General features: G+C 42.6%; 15 protein-coding genes. 1 reads left to right on the top strand and 14 read right to left on the bottom strand.

What is annotated here, in order from left to right:
- Window positions 1–291: 291 nt before the first annotated feature.
- Window positions 292–750 (top strand): IS200/IS605 family transposase, encoded by a 459-nt coding sequence (tnpA, locus tag G608_RS21650; protein WP_051209471.1) that lies wholly within the window; start codon window positions 292–294, stop codon window positions 748–750.
- Window positions 751–1,013: 263 nt separating this feature from the next.
- On the opposite strand, the gene G608_RS21645 is transcribed toward tnpA, so the two are convergent.
- From G608_RS21645 to G608_RS0116850, 14 genes are all read right to left on the bottom strand, one after another.
- Window positions 1,014–2,492, bottom strand: coding sequence for an Ig-like domain-containing protein (locus G608_RS21645; RefSeq protein WP_035796048.1), 1,479 nt, complete (start codon window positions 2,490–2,492; stop codon window positions 1,014–1,016).
- A gap of 67 nt (window positions 2,493–2,559) precedes the next feature.
- Window positions 2,560–4,029, bottom strand: coding sequence for an Ig-like domain-containing protein (locus G608_RS21640; protein WP_035796044.1), 1,470 nt, complete (start codon window positions 4,027–4,029; stop codon window positions 2,560–2,562).
- A 409-nt stretch (window positions 4,030–4,438) separates the two neighbouring features.
- Complete coding sequence (locus G608_RS0116910; protein WP_026497001.1) at window positions 4,439–5,761, bottom strand: hypothetical protein; 1,323 nt, start codon at window positions 5,759–5,761, stop codon at window positions 4,439–4,441.
- A gap of 266 nt (window positions 5,762–6,027) precedes the next feature.
- Window positions 6,028–7,569: an alpha-amylase family glycosyl hydrolase gene (locus G608_RS21635; protein ID WP_035796042.1), complete on the bottom strand. Its 1,542-nt coding sequence runs from the start codon at window positions 7,567–7,569 to the stop codon at window positions 6,028–6,030.
- Between the two features lie 30 nt (window positions 7,570–7,599).
- Complete coding sequence (locus G608_RS0116900; protein WP_026497000.1) at window positions 7,600–8,583, bottom strand: ABC transporter ATP-binding protein; 984 nt, start codon at window positions 8,581–8,583, stop codon at window positions 7,600–7,602.
- On the bottom strand, window positions 8,576–9,559 hold the full coding sequence (locus G608_RS0116895; RefSeq protein WP_026496999.1) for an ABC transporter ATP-binding protein: 984 nt from the start codon (window positions 9,557–9,559) through the stop codon (window positions 8,576–8,578). The genes G608_RS0116900 and G608_RS0116895 overlap by 8 nt, the downstream gene beginning before the upstream one ends.
- A gap of 6 nt (window positions 9,560–9,565) precedes the next feature.
- Window positions 9,566–10,402 carry an ABC transporter permease gene (locus G608_RS0116890; RefSeq protein WP_026496998.1) on the bottom strand — a complete coding sequence of 279 codons (837 nt, stop codon included), beginning with the start codon at window positions 10,400–10,402 and terminating at the stop codon, window positions 9,566–9,568.
- 15 nt (window positions 10,403–10,417) lie between these two features.
- On the bottom strand, window positions 10,418–11,299 hold the full coding sequence (locus G608_RS0116885; protein ID WP_242829422.1) for an ABC transporter permease: 882 nt from the start codon (window positions 11,297–11,299) through the stop codon (window positions 10,418–10,420).
- 227 nt (window positions 11,300–11,526) lie between these two features.
- Window positions 11,527–13,533 carry an ABC transporter substrate-binding protein gene (locus G608_RS0116880; protein WP_026496996.1) on the bottom strand — a complete coding sequence of 669 codons (2,007 nt, stop codon included), beginning with the start codon at window positions 13,531–13,533 and terminating at the stop codon, window positions 11,527–11,529.
- A 587-nt stretch (window positions 13,534–14,120) separates the two neighbouring features.
- Window positions 14,121–15,182 carry an ABC transporter substrate-binding protein gene (locus tag G608_RS24035; protein ID WP_026496994.1) on the bottom strand — a complete coding sequence of 354 codons (1,062 nt, stop codon included), beginning with the start codon at window positions 15,180–15,182 and terminating at the stop codon, window positions 14,121–14,123.
- Window positions 15,179–16,015: an ABC transporter permease gene (locus G608_RS24030; protein ID WP_051209469.1), complete on the bottom strand. Its 837-nt coding sequence runs from the start codon at window positions 16,013–16,015 to the stop codon at window positions 15,179–15,181. The genes G608_RS24035 and G608_RS24030 overlap by 4 nt, the downstream gene beginning before the upstream one ends.
- On the bottom strand, window positions 16,012–16,809 hold the full coding sequence (locus tag G608_RS0116860) for an ABC transporter permease (RefSeq protein WP_026496993.1): 798 nt from the start codon (window positions 16,807–16,809) through the stop codon (window positions 16,012–16,014). The genes G608_RS24030 and G608_RS0116860 overlap by 4 nt, the downstream gene beginning before the upstream one ends.
- Before the next feature lie 85 nt (window positions 16,810–16,894).
- The gene (locus G608_RS0116855) at window positions 16,895–17,284 is read right to left on the bottom strand and encodes a hypothetical protein (protein WP_026496924.1); all 390 of its coding nucleotides are present in this window, start codon (window positions 17,282–17,284) and stop codon (window positions 16,895–16,897) included.
- A gap of 21 nt (window positions 17,285–17,305) precedes the next feature.
- The gene (locus G608_RS0116850; RefSeq protein ID WP_026496923.1) at window positions 17,306–18,553 is read right to left on the bottom strand and encodes an IS256 family transposase; all 1,248 of its coding nucleotides are present in this window, start codon (window positions 18,551–18,553) and stop codon (window positions 17,306–17,308) included.
- Window positions 18,554–18,664: the final 111 nt, after the last annotated feature.

Here is an 18,664-nt window from a genome sequence, read left to right as displayed (position 1 = left end):
TTTCACTTACAAGTTTATACACCTGCATCTGATTGGGAAAAAGAGGCCTGTAAGAGTCAAATGCCTCTGTGGCAGAAGCATACTGTCGGATGATGAAATTCGCCCTGTTGTAAAGAACTGCAGATGCCCTGCAAATATCCTGGCAGTAACTGTATAGTGTGTTGTTTTTAGTTATTCTGTACTGCCTTGTCCTATACACAGTTGAGATTTCCTTTCCAAAAGATTATATTAGTATTATAGCATAATTTACAAGAGCAATCAAAACATTTGTTCTTTTTAGAAGGAGCTTTTATGGATAACTACAGAAGAGGTTCACATTCCGTTTACCTGCTTACCTATCATATCATTTTTGTCACTAAATACAGGAAAAAAGTGATAACCGATGAGATGGGGGATTTCATGAAAAATCACGCGGCTTATCTGTGTGGAAGGATGGACTGCGATATGCTTTCTGCTGAGACAGATGAGGATCATATACACATGCTTATCTCCATGCCTCCGGATGTCGCTCCGGTAAAACTGATCAACACCTTAAAGTCCCAGCTCTCTAAAGAAGTCAGGATCAAATACCGTGAACACATAGAAAAATATCTGTGGGGAGATGCTCTTTTCTGGAGCAGGAGTTATTTTTGCGCCACAACCGGATCAGTTTCACTTGAGACAGTGAAAAAATATATAGAAAGCCAGCGCACGGATGACCACAAAAGAAAATATGAAAAAACAGGACGATACAGCAAAGCGAAACGCTGAGCGCCAGCGATTCATCCCCCACCGACTATGTCGGAAGGAGTTTTCTCGCTGATACATCATAAAATCAGTGCGTAGACGCCTTTAAAACTCATTACCGAGCCTTCTTCCGGACTATCTACGCACTGATTCTCTACTTTTTCTTGCTATATCAGTGTGCGAAGAACACATCAAGTATTTCAGCCACCACTGATATAGAATTGACGGAGCTTATCCCGCTATACATTCCCACTTCTAAATTAATCACCAATATCCAGGTGTACTAGTTACTTAACCGTAACCTTGATCTTAGCTGCGAGGCCGTTCTTGGCAATTGCAAGTACCGTACATGTTCCCGGTGCCACGCCCTTGATCTTGCCTGACTTAGAAACAGTTGCAACACCGGTATCTGTAGATAAATAGCGAACATCTGACGCATACTTCTTTGCAAGCGCTTTCTTCTTACTATCTGCAAGTTTGACATTGACTTTAACCTTAACAGTCTTGCCTGCCTTTAAAGATACCTTCTTGTTAGCTGTGATCTTCTTGGCATTAGTATTCTTGCTGTCCTTACCTGCTACGAATGCCTTGAGGGATGTACCGATCTTGTTGCCCTTTGCATCGTAAGCAACTACATAGATCTCGTAATTCTTTTTGGGATCTATATTCTTGCCACCGATAGTGCTTACCTGAGCTGAATTTGCGGTTGTCTCGATCTTATCTGCGTTCTTCTTTCCAAGGCAAGAAGCATATACTTCATACTTAGCTGCATCAGCTTCTTTGTCCCACTTAACCACAAGGGTCTTATTCTTTTTCTGAGAAATCTTAAGACCGGTCTTGAGGGTATCTTTTGAACGGTCAACTGTGGGCTCTTTACCTTCCACATTAACTGTGCAGGTAGCTTTGATAGAAGTGTTTGATTTCAAGGTAGCTGTAATTGTAGCCGTACCGCCATTTACAGGTGTTACTGTTCCTGTGGCATCAACTGTTGCTACGTTTGCATCACTAGATGTCCAGTCAAACCTGTTTAAGTTGAGCTTGGGTGAGATTGCCAGCTTCTGGCCTGCATCGCCCTGCTTAAAGTTAACTTCTGCCTTGTCGAAGGCTATTTCTTTTACTTTTTTAACTGTAACTATGTCAAGAATCCAATTTTTGTTTGCTGTATTCAGCGTTATATCATATTCATTATTAACATAAAGATCGACCCAATCAAAAAAACTCTGACGATAAAGAGCCACTATCCCTTCATTCTTTTTTATCTCTTTCAAGATAGGAACTTCAATACTCTTCGCAAATTCTTTCTTCCATTCTTCTTCATAATCTCCGAATGATCTTACTTCTTGTCCATCGAGATAGGTAGTGAAATTACCGGTTTTACCAACAAAGCCATGAGCTAAAAAGAATCCGGAATTCAACGTATCCTTCACTGTTATAGTGTTTTGCATATCAGACTTATCGGCCAGTGAAGCAATATCATGTCGAGCTGCGTATGGGGTTAAGTTTAAATTTGCATCAATTACTTCATTGCCACTAAAATCTTCACCTAAGCTACAACCGAATATATCTCCTCCGCTTCCCCAATTATCACCATACAAACGTGCATCATCTCCTGAGCGAACAAAATAATAAATAGAATAATGTGCATTAATAGCTGCCTTCGCCTGCATAGCCGGCATCATTCCAAAGGCCATAACTACAGCAAGTCCCAGTGCTGCAAGTCCTTTGATCCTACCTCGAAAACGCTTAAAAACTCCCTTTCTCTCCATAGTTTTCCCTCCATAAATCTTTTTCACATCTATAGTAAGCGTCAAAAAGCATTTGCCACTTACCATATTATTTAACCGTAACCTTAATCTTTGCTGCGAGGCCATTCTTGGCAATTGCATATACTGTGCAGCTTCCCTTTGCTACGCCCCTGATCCTGCCGGACTTGGAAACGGTTGCAATGCTTGTATCTGTTGAGAAGTAGCGAACATCTGCAGCATACTTCTTTGCAAGAACTTTCTTTTTCTTATCTGCAAGGGTGATCTTTGTTTTAACCTTTGCACTCTTACCTGCCTTAATGCTTACTTTCCTTGTAGCTGTTATCTTCTTGGCATTTGTATTTTTGCTGTCTTTTCCTGCTACGAAGGCTTTAAGGGATGTACCGATCTTGTTGCCCTTTGCATCGTAAGCAACTACATAGATTTCGTAATTCTTTTTGGGATCTATATTCTTGCCACCGATAGTGCTTACCTGAGCTGAATTTGCGGTTGTCTCGATCTTATCTGCATTCTTCTTTCCAAGATATGCTGCATAAACTTCATACTTAGCTGCGTCAGCTTCTGCATCCCACTTAACGTTAAGACCTTTCTTATTCTGGGTAATCTTTAGGCCTGTTTCCATGGTATCTGCTGAGCGATCAACTGTAGGCTCTTCTGTCTGCAGTGCCTGAGGCGTCTCAGTAGCTTTTGCTTCTTCTTGTTTTTCTTCTTTTGCTTCTTCCTGTGTCTCTTCTTTACCTTCAACATTAACTGTACAGGTTGCACCGATAGAAGAATTTGTCTTCATGGTAGCTGTAATTGTTGCAGTACCACCCTTTACAGGGGAAACGGTTCCTTCGCCATCAACTTTTGCTACAGCCTCATTGCTGGATGTCCAGTTAAATCTGGCCGGATTGAGTCTGGGTGAAAGTGTAAGCTTTTGTCCTGCATCACCCTGCTTGAAGTTAAGTTCTGTTTTGTCTAAGGCTATAGATTTTACGTAGCTAACTGTTACAACATCCAAAATCCAATGATCGGTTTCAGTAATCAACGTAACATCGCTCTCTCCAGCATTAAAGTATAATCCCCACACACTACCGCTTGTATCCATAGTGTAGTCAGCTTCAAATTCATACACTTTATTCCCATCTTGATAAGTCGTGAAATTTCCGGTCTTGCCAACATAGCCAAAAAATAATGGAACGTGGTCATCTTTATCCACTTCCTTCACTGTTATGGTCTGTTCCAATTCATCCTTGCCACCTTGTGGAATGATCCATTTCGAGTATCCGGATGTTGGATTTAGGTTTTCATCAATTATCCTATTACCACTAAAATCGTTCGGATGATAGCAATCATATACATCGCCACTGCCAACGTGATCGCCATAAAGTCTTGCATCATCTCCTGAGCGAACAAACATATATCTTAAATAATTATCTTCCGCTGCCTTCGCCTGCATAGCCGGCATCATTCCAAAGGCCATAGCTACAGCAAGTCCAATTGCAGCCAGACCTTTAATTCTTCCTCGAAACTTTGTTAAAGCATCTTTTCTCTCCATTTTTTCTCCCTCCATAAAAAATCAAGACACTTATAGTTACTTCACATATTTAGTTTTCTGTTACCTCACCCTTCTTCTGTTTACCCATGAGGTATAAGTTATTGATAAAAAAGAACTTCGAAACGTTGTCTACACCGCCTTGCTGACGATAACGCAAAAAGACAAGCAGATAAAACTGTCAGCAATAGAATAGGATTTTTTTAATTAATTGAATTCAAAGAATTATATTAATAAAAAAGCAGACAACTGTATTATAAACACAATCATTGTCTGCTGAATTACGAATTATGAACAAATTGATTCAAAATTGGTACTTGACATTTGAAAACCTTCGTGAACTTTTCTGTGCTAATACACGAAATAGTCTTGAATGCCAGAAACTATAACCCTTCCGGCTCTTTAAAACACTTTACTTTTTCCTACCTCCAATTAGCTGCCTTATGCCATTCTCGTAAACAAAATAGAAAAATATCGCAATTGTCACAAGCTGTGCCCTGTAAGTGATGAAGAAATGTACATAGGAATGGTTTGAGAGCGCAAGGAATCTGGCATAAGGTATGAGCGCAACAATTCCAAGGGGAATAAACAGATTCCAGTCGATCTTATCACGAAGCAGATACACAAGACTAAAGCCCACCGCCAGTATAATCCCCGTAGTGATAACAGGGAACGCAGGTGTCAGTTCGCCAAGGGTTTCAGGGTAAAGAGTTGAGAGATTATGCCAGATTGCTCCTGAAAGTCTGGTCCAGGGATCTGCGGCAGGATTGAGGTTACTGTTTCCAAGTCGCACCTCGCCTCCTATTCTGAAAAAGCCTTCCTCAACAGATGAAGCTACAACTTCTTTTCCAGCTACAACAAGGAGCAAAACCACCTTCAGGAAAAACATTCCCGCATATCCAAGAGCCCAGCATATCCCGTTTTTCAAAATTGAAATAAAGCCCTCTTTTCCGGAATAAGATGGATGTCTGTCCAAAAGAAGCATCATCATAGGCAATGTGAAGGTGAGATTCTCAGTAGTAAGAAAGTCCATGAAAAATATCACAACTCCAACAGCTGCAAAAAATGGCATGGTTACATCATCCGACTCTCTTCCCTTAAGAAGCAGGATGATGAGAGCTGCTGCGGATGCCACAAGAAAAGCAGTGGAATATTCAAAGGAAGTAAAGAACATCCATGGCTCCACCAGTAAAACCGAGATTCCATAGATCACTGAAAAGGCGATATGTTTTCTTTTTACCAAAATACAAATCACAGCTATCTGAAGAATTGTTATCAACACGCCAAAGATCACGCGAATCAGCTGAACAGGCACAAAAACAAGAAGGGGACGGAGCAGCACCATGGTGCCGTGCCAGTAGCGGCCGTATTCGTTGTTGATTTCTTCCTCTCCTCTTACCGCAGCAAGATACCCATCATAGGCCTGCTCATGGGCAGACTGTGTATATTTTGCGCTGATAACTGACTTAAAAGGAGTCTTGGTATCAATACAATAAATGATGTCGCAAATGACAGTGTCCGAATAGTTATCCTGAATGGAATTGATGTAGTCACCGATAAGCACCTCAAAAGGTTCACGCTGAGAAAAATACTCGGCACTTGCCTCAGATTGTTTTTGAATCATGCCGGTTGGAATACATGCGGTAATTACAAGAAGCAGCACGCAGCAAAAAGCTGTTATAATTGCCACTGCTGCAGTTTTTACAGGTACAGATAGCTTACCTTTCTTCTCCAAAACAAATCCCCCCAAAAAACGTACAGATATCGGAAACCTCACAGATACTATATATCATAGATTATAGAATCAAAATCCGTTTATTTCAACGCTATAGAGAGCTATTAAATAGGATTTCCTTTGCAAAATCCTCGCGTGCGAGCAGTATTGCGAAGCAATAAATTTCCATGCTGCGAGCTACGCATAATTGCTTTTATCCGCAGGATAAAAGTGCTGCCCCGGCACTTTTGGTACCGGGGCATCCAAGGAAAGGTAAAAAGGTTTTTTCAACGTACAACGACGAAGGACTGAGGTGCAAGAGTTATCTCGCTTCCAAGGGTTGCGCTACCCAGGATATAAAGTACTTCGCCCTGTACGGAAAGGGCTGCTGTTGTCTCCTTATCGGAGGGGTTTATTGCAATTGTAAGGTCGCCTCGCTTGTATACGAAGGGCTTACCTTTCTCTGCAAAAAGAACCTTAAATTCTGCATCTGCCTGAAGATCCTCTTCTTTATGTCGAAGAGCGAGAAGATCTTTGACTACATTTAGGAGGGAGCCTTTGTCCTTCTCCTGATCTTCAACGGTAGGTGCATCGGCTTCGGGGTCCACAGGAAGATAAAGGGAATCTTCACAACCTTCCGAGAAGCCAAGATTTTTGCCTTTGTTCCACTGCATAGGGGTCCTGGAGCCGGTTCTGTAATAACCGCCTTCCTTGGTGGGGAGCTCTAAATATCTCATACCGATCTCATCACCATAGTAAAGGAAAGGTACACCTGGCATGGTGAACAGGAACGCGTAAGCAAGCTTCAGCTCGTCGGGATCTAACGTGAATCTCGGACGGTTGGTGTCGTGATTGCAGGTGAGCATCGAGATGTAGCCTACTCCCTTCGTATCCTCGTACCAGGTTAAATATTCATCAAGGAAACGATTAATGTCCCCGTCACCATCTTTTTTGAAATAGGAATGATCTTCTTTGGTCTTATCATTCACGAAATAGTCGCGCATAAGTGTTGAATAACCGTTGCCGGGGTGATTCAGATAAAAATCCATATCATAGCCGGCTCTTAATGCAAGAGGCGGGTTACTCCACTCAGCTACCATTGCAGCTTCAGGGAATTCTTCATCAAGCATCTTGCGCACATCAAGCCATACTGCGCTTGTTCCAGTCTTCTTCTCATCATCATTTTTAACAAGAGATGCTGCCATATCAACACGGAAACCATCACAGCCATGCTGCAGCCAGAATCTCATGATGTCCTTGAGTGCTTCCCTTGTAGCAATAACGTCCGGGTGATCTGTGGGAAGCTGCCAGGGCTCTGTGGGATTTAAAAATCCGTAGTTCAGAGCCGGTTGGCACTTGAAAAAGTTAAGGGCATAGGTTGCGCTTCGCTCGCTCTCTCCGCCTACATAGTTAAGGCCTTTTGCGGGCTGGAAACAAAAATCTGTCCAGATGAAACGATTTGTATACTCATTTTCTTCAGCCTTCTGGCTCATCTTAAACCACTCATGCTCCTCTGAGGTGTGGCCTGGAACAAGGTCAAGAAGTACCTTGATTCCTCTGTTGTGAGCCTCTCCGAAAAGTCTGTAGAGGTCGTTGTTATTGCCATATCTTGGTGCTACCTTTTTGTAATCTCTTACGTCATAGCCAGCATCCTTAAAGGGTGAATCAAAGCAGGGGTTGATCCAAAGAGCGTTACATCCAAGCTCCTTTATATAATCAAGCTTTTCAATTATTCCGTTGAAATCTCCGATTCCATCCCCATTTGTGTCATAAAAGGACTGAGGATAGATCTCATAAAAAATTGCGTCTTTAAGCCATGTTGCAGCCATATTGGTCTGCTCCTTTCATAAGTAAAAATATTAAGCATTTGCGCTTTGAAGCGGATGGAAGCAGTAAACGCTTCTGCCACCGCCAAGATCTGTTTTGTCAGGTTTTCCCTGTCTGCATACATCTGTAGCATAGGGGCATCTGGGTGCGAACTTACAGCAGGTAAGTGCATATTCCTTGGTCTCCATATCGGGCATCACGAATTCCTGATTCCACTTATCACCAACCCTTGGAACAGCCTCCATCAAAAGCTGCGTATAGGGGTGTCCCGGCGCATCCATAAGCTCCTTGGCAGGACCGTATTCGATAAGTCCGCCGCGGTAAAGTGTTGCGATGTAATCCGAAACATAATAAGCAGTTGAAAGGTCGTGGGTAATATAGATAAAGGAAATTCCATATTTATCCTTCAGCTCCTTAAAGAGGTTTACGATGTTCATTTTCATAGATGCATCGATAGCAGCTACAGGTTCATCTGCAATTATGAGCTTTGGTCTTGTGATAAGTGCTCTTGCGATAGAAACTCTCTGAAGCTCACCGCCTGAAAACTGCGCGGTATATTTTCCCTTTACTACAGCAAGGGACATACCTACACTCTTAAGTGCTTCGTCAGCCTTTTCCTCAGCTTCCTTTTGATTCTTTGCAATTCCCAGCTTAAGAGCAGTGTTATACAGGTAGGTATCTACTGCTTTTCTGGGAGAAAAGGACTCATAGGGATTCTGGAAAATGGGCTGTACGTCCAGCTTAAACTGCTGCGCATCATACCCCTTTGTATCACTGTAGGACTTGCCGTTCAGAATAATGTCGCCTCCATCCGGGGTATGAAGTCTTAATATCATCTTGCAAAGTGTGGATTTACCACAGCCGGATTCACCAACAACTGAGAGAATGACAGGCTTATCCGCATCGATTGAAAGGGATACCTGATCAACCGCAGTCATTTTCTTACCTCTAAGCATTCCGCCTATTCTGAAATTCTTTGTTACACCCTTTACTTCCAATAAGTATTTATCAGCCATTTATCATGCCACCTCCCTCTTTTAGCAGGTGGCATGCCGCAAATCTTCCGGGTTTAATCTCTCTAAACTCGGGAACGGCACTCCTGCATTTATCTGTTGCATAAGGGCAGCGTGGTGCAAATCTGCATCCGGGCGGCGGATTTTTAAGTGCCGGGGGACGTCCGGGAATACCAACCTTTGCGCTCTTATCGCCAACCTTGGGAAGTGCGTTAACCAGCATTGTGGTGTAGGGGTGAATCGGATCCTCGAAGATTCCTTCTGTGGGTCCCAGCTCTATCATGCTTCCTGAATACATGATTCCCATTCTGTCAGTTATCTGATAGTGAACGCCCATGTCATGACTTACGATGACCATGGTGTTCTTAAGCTGCTTCTGAAGCTTTGTCAGCATCATAAGGATGCCTCTTTGAACCACAACGTCAAGAGCCGTTGTAGGCTCATCAGCCAAAACAACGCTTGGTGACATGAAGGTTGCAAGAGCAATAATTACTCGCTGTCTCATACCACCTGAGAGCTGGAAGGGGAAGGCTTCAAGAATATCGGGAGAAAGGCTGAGCTCCTCTAAATAATCCGCAACCCTCTTAAGGGTTTCTTCCTTTGTTTCTTTTTTTCTATCCTCCGCAGGAATTGAATCAAGGAACTGTTTTTTCAGTCTGGTTATAGGGTCAAGTACAGACTGGGCTGCCTGTGGAACGTAAGCTATGTTATTCCACCAGGTTTTCCTTATTTCTCCCGATGAAAAAGAAAAATCTTTTCCATCCTTTGTTCCTGAGAGAGTGATCTGTCCCTTATCTATTTCAAGGGGCCACTCGATAATATCGTAGAGAGTCTTAAGCAGTGTTGTTTTTCCGCAGCCTGACTCGCCTGCGATTCCGAATATTTCATTGTCATTGATCGTAAAATTAAGATCGTTTAATACGTGTATGTCTCCGTCGATTGTCTTGTACGAGGTAGACAGATTTACTACTTTAATCATTTTCCATCACCTGCCTCTCTTCATTGCAAGATAATCGTTATAGCCTGTGATCAGCAGGAATAGTCCGATGAACATCACTATGGTTGCAACAATCGGTGATCCGATCCATAGCCACTGCTTGTTGAAAATCGCATTTCTCTCTCTTGCCCACTGGATCATGTTTCCAAGTGAAATAAGATTAGCCGGGGAAAGTCCAAGTACGGCAAGGGATGACTCAGATGCTATGGCATTAAGTGTTGCGTTCATGAAGTTAGATAAAGACCATGTAAGTGCAAAGGGCAAAATCTCTGTTACTACGATTTGGATTGTGCCTTCACCTGAAAACTTTGCTGTCTGAATGAAATCGCGCTCCTTCAGGGTAAGTGCCATGGATCTTATTTGTCTGCTGGGCCACGCCCATGCAAACATGGCAAGCACAAGGGCAATCAAAATTACCGTAGATGTGCCTTTCATAAGTGATGTCATAAGGATCAGGATAGGGAGTGAAGGGATAACAACGAAGGTATCCGTCACTACCATAAGAACGCGGTCAAGCGCTCCTCCTGCAAAACCGGACAAAAGTCCCACAAAGACTCCAACTACCGTTCCGATGGTGGCAACGATAAGTCCGATTACCAGTGAATTGTGAATAGCCTCAATGAGGAGCCAGAGTACATCCTGTCCCATGGAGGTTGTTCCAAGAAGGTGTTCTCCCGATGCTCCAAGCTTTGGCTGGTAGGTGTTGAAGTTAAAAGGATCCGCATGTGGTATGAGGTACACAACGAAGCCTATTATAAAAAAGATCGCCGTAATGATAAGCCCAGATCTTAGGGCAAAATTCGCGTTTTTCCAAAACATTTTCATTCTCTCGCCCTCCCCTTATGAATATCTGATACGAGGGTCGATGAACGGATAAACCAAATCGACAATCAGTGTTGCTGTTGATATAGCTACAATTGAAATCGTGATACAACCAAGGATCATGTTGTAATCCGACTGCAGGATTGCTTTCTGAATAAGGGTTCCTACACCGGGATATCCGAAAATAATCTCTGTCATGATCGATCCGCCAAATACTCCTCCAAGGCTCATTGCAAGAGCTGTAACCTGAGTGAGGATTGAGTTTTTAAGAACGTATTTTGTTCCGATAACTCCCTCTGAAAGTCCGCGGTATCTGGCATAGAGAACGTAGTCCTCCTCGGATGTGGTTGCCGCAAGAGATTTCATGGATATGATCCACCAGCCTGTTCCTACAAGGAGAAGTGAAAGAGCCGGCAGTATTGATGACTTAATAAGTGAAGCCATGAATACACCAAATCCCTGGAAACTGTTAATGGTTGTTGTCAGCGGAAACCATCCCAAAATGTAAGCAAAGAAAATCTGCAAGACAAGTGCCACGATGAAGTAAGGTATCGGGTAAAGGCAAATGGCGATGCCTTCCAGAATCTTTGATGATCGTTTATTTTTTCTAAAGCCTGCCAAAAGTCCAATAAGGTTACCTATGATCCATGCAAGAAGCGTGGATATCATGGATAGTCCTACGGTGTATGGCAGATAAGTTGATATAATTTTTCCTGCGGGTTCAGGGTAACTCATAAGTGAGGGGCCAAAATCAAAATGTAAGAGTCCCTTCCACAGGAAGGTTGTATACTGTTCCATCAGTGATCCTTCAAGTCCGAACTGAACTCTTAGGGATCTTCTTAGTGCATCCATCTGAACCGGATCCATTGAGCCTGACCTTGCTGAAATTTGTCCAATCATGGATTCTACCGGGTCTGAGGGAAACATTCGTGGTACAAAAAATATGAAGGTGACGCCTATCCAGATGGTCAGCGCCCACGTCCCAAGACGTTTTAAGAAATATGTTCTGAATTTCACGAAACCACCAACCTTTTTCTGCTAAATTTTCCTCCTTCTCAAATCTGTGATTTAAGAAGGAGAAGGAGATGCGCCTGCACATCTCCTTCCGCCAGTTTATGTGCTTCTTATTAGTTTGTTGTAAATTCTGTCATGATGTACTTGAAGCAGCTCCACCACCACCAGGGACCATTGTAAGCATTGTCGGCATTCGGGTAATTGCCCCAGTATGTGCTGTTTGTAGGTACGAACTTAACTCCTGAATGGAATGCAAGGAAAGGCATTTCTGTGAACTGAATCTTGATGAATTCCTGAGCGAGCTCATAAGCTTCATCAGAATCAGGAGAAACCTTTGCAAGCTTGTGGATTATGTCTGTAGCTTCCTTGTTGTTCCATCTAACGCCCTGACCTGATCCGATCTCTCCAAGAGGAACGATAAGATCTGCGTCATAGCCGTTGATCTGTGAATAGATGTCCTTGGTTATGAAACCTGTAGGCCAGTAGCCTGCGATTTCATAGTTACCTGTACCACCGTTAGCATCCCATGTAGCAGATGACTCAGAAGAAATGTTGCAGTTAAGACCGAACTTTGTGAGCTGGTCATAAGCAGCCTGAACGCCACGTCCTGCCTGAGCTTCTGTGTCTGCAAGGTATGTAAGGTTGATTGTGAAGGGTTCGCCACCAAAGTACCAGCCGTCATCCTTCTTCTCAAGGCCGGCCTTGATGAGAAGCTTCTCAGCTGCTTCAGGGTTATACTTAAGGCATCCTACACCAAACATGTCTTCAAGATATGCATCGTCGCCTGTGATACCAAGTTTTTCAGCCATACGGTTCTTGTACTCTGAATCCCAGGGCTTAAATGTTGTGCCATCGCCAAGGTCAAGTTCGAAATCTTCAAACCAGCTGAGCATAGGCTTTGCATAGAGTTCCTGGAATGCAGATGTGTTGCAAAGGATACCGAACGGTGATGACCTTCCTGCACCATCAAAGATGTTCATTGAAATCTCATCGAAGTTCATGGCAAGTGCAATACCCCATCTGAAATCAGGATTGTCATAAGGAGCTCCCTGGCCTTCTGAGAAAGCAAGTCCCTTTGAGCAGGGATCATCAGATGTAGCATAAGGGAATTCGTTATACCATGCGGAGATCTTGTCGTTCGATGACATCATAGCTGTAAGAATCTCAGGTGTAACTTCGCAGAGGATGTCAACTTCGTTCTGGATCATTGCCATCTGTCTTGTTGTGTCGTCGCCAAGATAACGGAACCATACGTATTTCTCAGGGCACTGTTTTCCTGTAACAACACCAACAGTTGTGTTTTCCCAATCCTCACGGCGCTCATAAAGAACCCATTTTCCAAGAGGATCGTAGCTCTTAACTGTGTAAGGTCCTGCAACTACGGGATTCTCATCCTTGAATGTTGAAGGATCATCAACCTGAGAATAAATGTGCTCAGGAACGATTCGAAGGTCATTACCCCAGATGGTAACGCCCATCTTCATTGCAAGACGAGGGAATGATTCCTTTGTCTTAATAAGAACTGTGTAGTCATCAGTAGCTTCTACTGATTCGAATATTGAATTGTAGTAATCACTTGCTCCGATGTTAGGAGTGTTCATGATCATGTTGAATGTGAATGCCACATCTTTTGCGGTCAGGTCTTCGCCATCTGACCACTTGATGCCCTGTCTGATCTTGACAGTGTGCTCCGTAAAATCCGCGTTGGACTCCGGCATTCCATCAGCAACTTCACCAAACTGCTCACCTTTTGCTGTGTCCATCTCCCACATCATAGCTGACATAAGCTGATGAATACCAAAACCGGTTGTTGTGCCCTGCATGTAAGTATTAAACTGTCCCGGTACATCGGTAGGTGTCTGTGTCTCAACAATAAGTGTCTCATTTCTGGGTGTTCCGACTTCTGTCATCTCACCGCTTGCAGTGTCTGATGAAGCGGTAGCTTCCGTCGTTTCCGTAGTATCAGCAGCTTCTGTGGTATCCCCTGCTGTCTCGGTACTCTCTGCAGCTGTTCCTGCGCTCTCATCTGTTCCTGTAGCCGGAGCGGATCCGCCGCCGCAGGCCATGAGAGAAATGGTCATTGCAGAAGCCATTAGTATGGAAACCAATTTCTTTCTCATTATGAAAATTCCTCCTCTAATAACTAACCTTTATATTCCGCTGCGATAAGGTCCATCCCCTGTATTAAGCCTCCTTTCCTTTTATTTGGCCTTATCTGGCAGATTGGAAACGTAGTGTATTTTCGCGGAAAGCCTTATTTTTTCCGCACTTAAACAAACCGTTATAAACGCCCCTTATACGGTTCAAATTTTCTCTGTGATTTTTTAAAAATGGGATTTAAGCTGTGATGCAGCTTAATTGATTGAAATGTCAGAATAACACTTGCCCAATGTAACCCCATTCCTCCCAAAAGTTTTTTGATAGTCTCTTTTATAATTTCTCCAAAGAGTTTCCCTAAACCACCTTTCAGGATGACTCCCCGTGTCATTTCTCCTTCAAGGTTTCTTCATGTTAACATCAAATGCCTTTGTGCGGAATAGTTTTTATATGCAATTTGTATAGAAAAATGTCATTTGCGACATTTTTGTTGTCATTTCTGTTCAAAAACAGATGGTTTTGTTTATTTCAACAAAATTCTTGTTTGAATAGCAAAATTATAGGCCTGTCTATTCTTAAATTAAGACAGGCCCTGTTGATATTTTTATATCTAGTAGGATTTTACTTCTCTCCAAAGATCACTGAGGTGGCGGTCTGCTTCCTCTCCAAGACTGACCTGAACCTCAAGATTATATTTTGACAGATCTGGAAAGGCGATTGGTGAATTACGAATATCTTCATCCTCAATAAGGTCTCTGGCCGGCATATTGGGAGTTGAGTAAGTAATATACTCAAAATTCAGACAGGCTATATCGGGACGGCAGAGATAATTTATGAACTTCTCCGCATTTTCCTTATGCCTTGCGCCCTTAGGAATTACCCAGGAGTCCATCCAGAGGGCTGTTCCTTCCTTCGGAATCGCATAGTCTAGATCAGGATTTTCACGCTGGGTAAATATGGCTTCACCTGAATAGATAACGCCAATTGCAGCTTCATTTCCTATCATCTTGTCGCGGACCTGATCGATGACGTAGGCCTGAACCAAAGATTTTTGCTGTTGCAAAAGCTCTTTTGCCTCCTGAAGCTCATCCTCATCCGTGGTATTCATGGAGTATCCAAGATATTTTTCTGCCACCATGAAGGCGTCTCTTACAGAATCCTGCATCAGAATCTCGTCCTTGTATTTGGGATCCCAGAGTATAGCCCAGGAATCAACCTTTTCCTTAACCATGGTCTTGTTGTAGAGAATGCCCACAGTTCCCCAAACATAGGGCACAGAATAGCGGTTATCAGGGTCATAGCTTACAGCCTGATCCCAGTAGTCCTCTCCGATATTTACATAGTTTGGAACATTGTCGAAATTGATTTCCTCAAGAAGATCGTTATCAATCATCTTCTTTATCATGTAATCGGAAGGGCAGACAAGATCGTACTTAACAGCCCCTGCCTTTATCTTGGGATACATTATCTCATTTGTTTCATATTCATCATAAACGACTTCTATGCCGGTTTCTTCGGTGAACATAGTCAGAATCTCCGGATCAATGTATTCACCCCAGTTGTAAACATAGATGACATTGTCATTTTTATTTTGTGCTGCATCATTATTTGCGCAGCCGGAAAGTCCCGATACCATTAAAAGGAGGCATGCCAGCACTAAACGTTTTCTCATACAGCGCCTCCGTTTCCTGAACTTACAACCACTTCTTTTCTTGTCCTTACGCGAATTTCTCCCTCCGGACGCTTTGTCCAGGGCCTGTAATTTACCAAAAACAGAAGGATAAGGATTGTCAGGAACATAATGGTTGAAAGTGCATATACTTCAGGGTTAATTCCCTTTTTTACCTCTGAATATATCTTGGTTGAAAGAGTATCAAAGCCGGGTCCCTGGGTGAAATGAGTAATAATGAAATCATCAAGGGACATGGTAAAGCTCATGATGAAGCCTGAAAGAATGGCTCCCATAAGGTCTGGGAGTACCACCTTAAAAAATGCATACAAAGGTGTTGCTCCAAGATCCAGAGCTGCCTCATATGTGCTTATCTTAAGCTCTCTGTAGCGGGGCATAACCGACAGGATAACGTATGGAATATTGAAGGTTATGTGTGCCAAAAGCACGGTAGTAAAGCCCATTGTAGCCCTCGCAGCTATGAATAAGAGCATAAGGCTTACGCCTGTAACAATATCGGCATTAAGCATGGGGATATTTGTAACACCCATTATGATGCTCCTGCTTCTTTTTTTCATAAAAAGCATACCCGTACATGCGGCGGTCCCAAGAACCGTAGCAATAAAGGCTGAAAGAAAAGCAAGTATTATGGTAGTCTGAAAAGCCTTCATTACTTCTTCGTTTTCAAGAAGTCCGATATACCAGTCAAGTGTAAAGCCGCCAAAATGGGAGCGGGATTTACTTGAATTAAAGGACAGGATCATGAGGGTAGCGATAGGCGCGTACATGAATATCAGAACCAGCGTCAGATATATGCTTCCAAGAGTCTTTTTCATCTGATATCCTCCCTGTCATACTTAGATGTGATGATCATACTGATAACGATAAATACCATCAGCACTACAGAAAGTCCTGCTCCGGCATTCCAGTCTGAATCCTGCGTAAAGAGCTGCTCTATCACGTTACCGATAAGGAGTATTTTTCCTCCGCCCAATATGTCTGATATGACGAAGGTAGTAAGACTTGGCACAAAAACCATGGTAATACCTGAAATAACACCGGGAAGACTAAGGGGCCAGATTACTCTGAAAAATGTTTCCCTATAGCCTGCACCAAGGTCCTTTGCTGCATTAATAAGATCCTTGTCTATTCTTGAAACGGAATTGTAGACAGGCAGGATCATGAAAGGCAGAAAATCGTAGACCATACCAAGAAGTATTGCCGGTGGCTTATTGATGATATAAAGAGGCGGAAGACTAAGTGCTGAAAGAATGCCGTTAATCACGCCTTTTCTTTCAAGGATATTTTGCCATGCGTAGGTTCTGAGAAGAGAATTCATCCACATGGGAAGGATAAATAAAAGTGACAGTATTGATGAGTTACTGCTTACAACCGTTGAAAGTATCAGTGCCAGCGGGTAAGCGATTATGAGACATATAAGCGTAGCCCCAAAGGAAAAGGCTATGGATAACATCAGCGCCTTGATATTTACATAAGAAATAATATCCGCCACATTATCAAAGGAAAATGCCCCGGATGCATCTGTAAAAGCATAGTAAATTACAAGACATAAAGGAATGATTATAAAGCCTGCACTCCACAGAATATAAGGTGAAGCCGAGAGTGTCAAGTTAAGTGTGTAAGTTTTTTACTTTTATTAAAATCGGTGGTCGCATGACCACCGATTTTTGCGGTAAAAAATGGTGTCAGTAATCTTATCTAAAAGGTAGCTCCGCTTCGATTTTACTCATGAGCTTTTTATCAAGTATATAGCCTGATTCATTGGGGATAGGCTCTGATTCCAGAATAGAATCGTCATCCCAGCCATAATAACTAAGAGCAAATTTACGAGCTTCATCAGGTGACATATCCTTAGTGTGAATACGGATGTATTCTTCGTCTCGGTATACTTCAAGAAATGGGATTGGAACGCCACCGTCATACCATCCACCGGAACTGTTCTCATAAACACTATGACCATCTTTTACCCATTCTCGGACAGCACGCTGCTCCTTCTTGGTCATAGGGGTATTTTGGATATAATCTTTATACTGTTCTTCAAGCAGTGTTCTAGTTTCTTCTGGAAGATATCTGTTAAATCGCATACAGTGGTGCTCCTTCTTTGATCAGTATTTTTCGTATTTCAGGATCCGGGCTTGCATAGATGTGTCCATGGCAAGCTGATTCCTTACAATAGCCCAGTTAGGCACTGGTCGACCATTCCACTTTTTATAAAGCTCTGTGATACGAAGATAAAGGGCCTTAAGCACAGCATCCTCGCTAGGAAATGCACCTTTTTTGGTTACTTTTCTAAGGCTTGAATTTATTGCCTCAATGGGGTTAGTTGTGTACATCACCTTTCTTACAGCACTGCCATAATTGAAGAGTTGCTCAACATGTTTCCAGTTTCTTGTCCATACATCGACCGCTCCGGGATACTTGCTCCAGTTCTGTTTGAAGCGTTCAAATTCAGCCACAGCAGCTTTGAGACTGGATGCACCGTATACTTTTTTAAGCTGTGAGGTATAAGCTTTGTAATCCTTTGATGGGATATATCTTATGGAGTTGCGGATCAGATGTACAATACAGCGTTGAACGACTACATCCTTGAAGATTGATTTTGCACCTTCTTCAAGCCCGGAAACACCATCCATGCTTATGAAGAGAATATCTTCAACACCACGGGCTTTGATTTCATCAAATATCTGCATCCAGTAATGTTTTCCTTCGGATTCTCCAATCCATATCCCCAGGATGTCTTTTATGCCATTTGAATCATACCCAAGGATAACATAAACTGCACAGCTTTTGGTCTCCATCTCCTTGCGAATATCTACATATAGACAGTCTACAAAAATGAATGGATAGAACCTCTTAAGCGGTCTGCTTTGCCATTCCTTGGCCTTTTCAATGACCTGATCAGTGATGTTGGATATCATTTCTGCAGATATTTCAAATCCATAAATATCCTCAATGGTATCTGCTATATCACGCTGGCTCATTCCTTTAGCATACATAGCAATGACTTTGTCTTCAATACCGCTGACATCTCTTGTACGCTTTGGTACAACCTGGGGCTCAAATGAACCGTCACGATCTCTAGGTGACTGGATTTCAATATCGCCCATGGAAGTCTTCAGCGTCTTTGAAGTATAACCATTTCGACGGTTGGTAGTTGGTTTATATCCATGATCATTAGATTCATATCCTAAATGAGAATCCATTTCTCCCTGAAGCATAGCTTCAAACATAGGACCAAATATTTCCTTGATTGCATCTTGCATCTCTTGGGCGTTTGTAGGCTGATAATTGTCAATGATAGCCTGTGCAATAGCCCTTCCTGCTTCACTTCTCTTGTTCTTTCTTGGTGCCATAAGTTCTGTACTCATTCCTTTCATCCTTTCTTTTAATGTACCGCACCCTATAAACTAAATAAAGTGCGTAAGTTAATGTTTTTTAACTTACACACTTTATTTTACACTCCC

This window comes from Butyrivibrio sp. WCD3002 (assembly GCF_000424265.1).
In the GTDB taxonomy this organism is placed as follows: Bacteria; Bacillota; Clostridia; order Lachnospirales; family Lachnospiraceae; genus Butyrivibrio.
This window is presented reverse-complemented; position numbering and strand designations above follow the sequence as displayed.

Bases quoted from the DNA above. Each gene is read 5' to 3' on its own strand.
- G608_RS0116890 (WP_026496998.1), bottom strand. From the start codon at position 10,402: ATGAAAATGTTTTGGAAAAACGCGAATTTTGCCCTAAGATCTGGGCTT.
- G608_RS0116880 (WP_026496996.1), bottom strand. From the start codon at position 13,533: ATGAGAAAGAAATTGGTTTCCATACTAATGGCTTCTGCAATGACCATT.
- G608_RS0116850 (WP_026496923.1), bottom strand. From the start codon at position 18,553: ATGGCACCAAGAAAGAACAAGAGAAGTGAAGCAGGAAGGGCTATTGCA.
- G608_RS21635 (WP_035796042.1), bottom strand. From the start codon at position 7,569: ATGGCTGCAACATGGCTTAAAGACGCAATTTTTTATGAGATCTATCCT.
- G608_RS0116895 (WP_026496999.1), bottom strand. From the start codon at position 9,559: ATGATTAAAGTAGTAAATCTGTCTACCTCGTACAAGACAATCGACGGA.
- G608_RS21640 (WP_035796044.1), bottom strand. From the start codon at position 4,029: ATGGAGAGAAAAGATGCTTTAACAAAGTTTCGAGGAAGAATTAAAGGT.
- G608_RS24030 (WP_051209469.1), bottom strand. From the start codon at position 16,015: ATGAAAAAGACTCTTGGAAGCATATATCTGACGCTGGTTCTGATATTC.
- tnpA (WP_051209471.1), top strand. From the start codon at position 292: ATGGATAACTACAGAAGAGGTTCACATTCCGTTTACCTGCTTACCTAT.
- G608_RS24035 (WP_026496994.1), bottom strand. From the start codon at position 15,182: ATGAGAAAACGTTTAGTGCTGGCATGCCTCCTTTTAATGGTATCGGGA.
- G608_RS0116900 (WP_026497000.1), bottom strand. From the start codon at position 8,583: ATGGCTGATAAATACTTATTGGAAGTAAAGGGTGTAACAAAGAATTTC.
- G608_RS0116855 (WP_026496924.1), bottom strand. From the start codon at position 17,284: ATGCGATTTAACAGATATCTTCCAGAAGAAACTAGAACACTGCTTGAA.
- G608_RS0116885 (WP_242829422.1), bottom strand. From the start codon at position 11,299: ATGATTGGACAAATTTCAGCAAGGTCAGGCTCAATGGATCCGGTTCAG.
- G608_RS21645 (WP_035796048.1), bottom strand. From the start codon at position 2,492: ATGGAGAGAAAGGGAGTTTTTAAGCGTTTTCGAGGTAGGATCAAAGGA.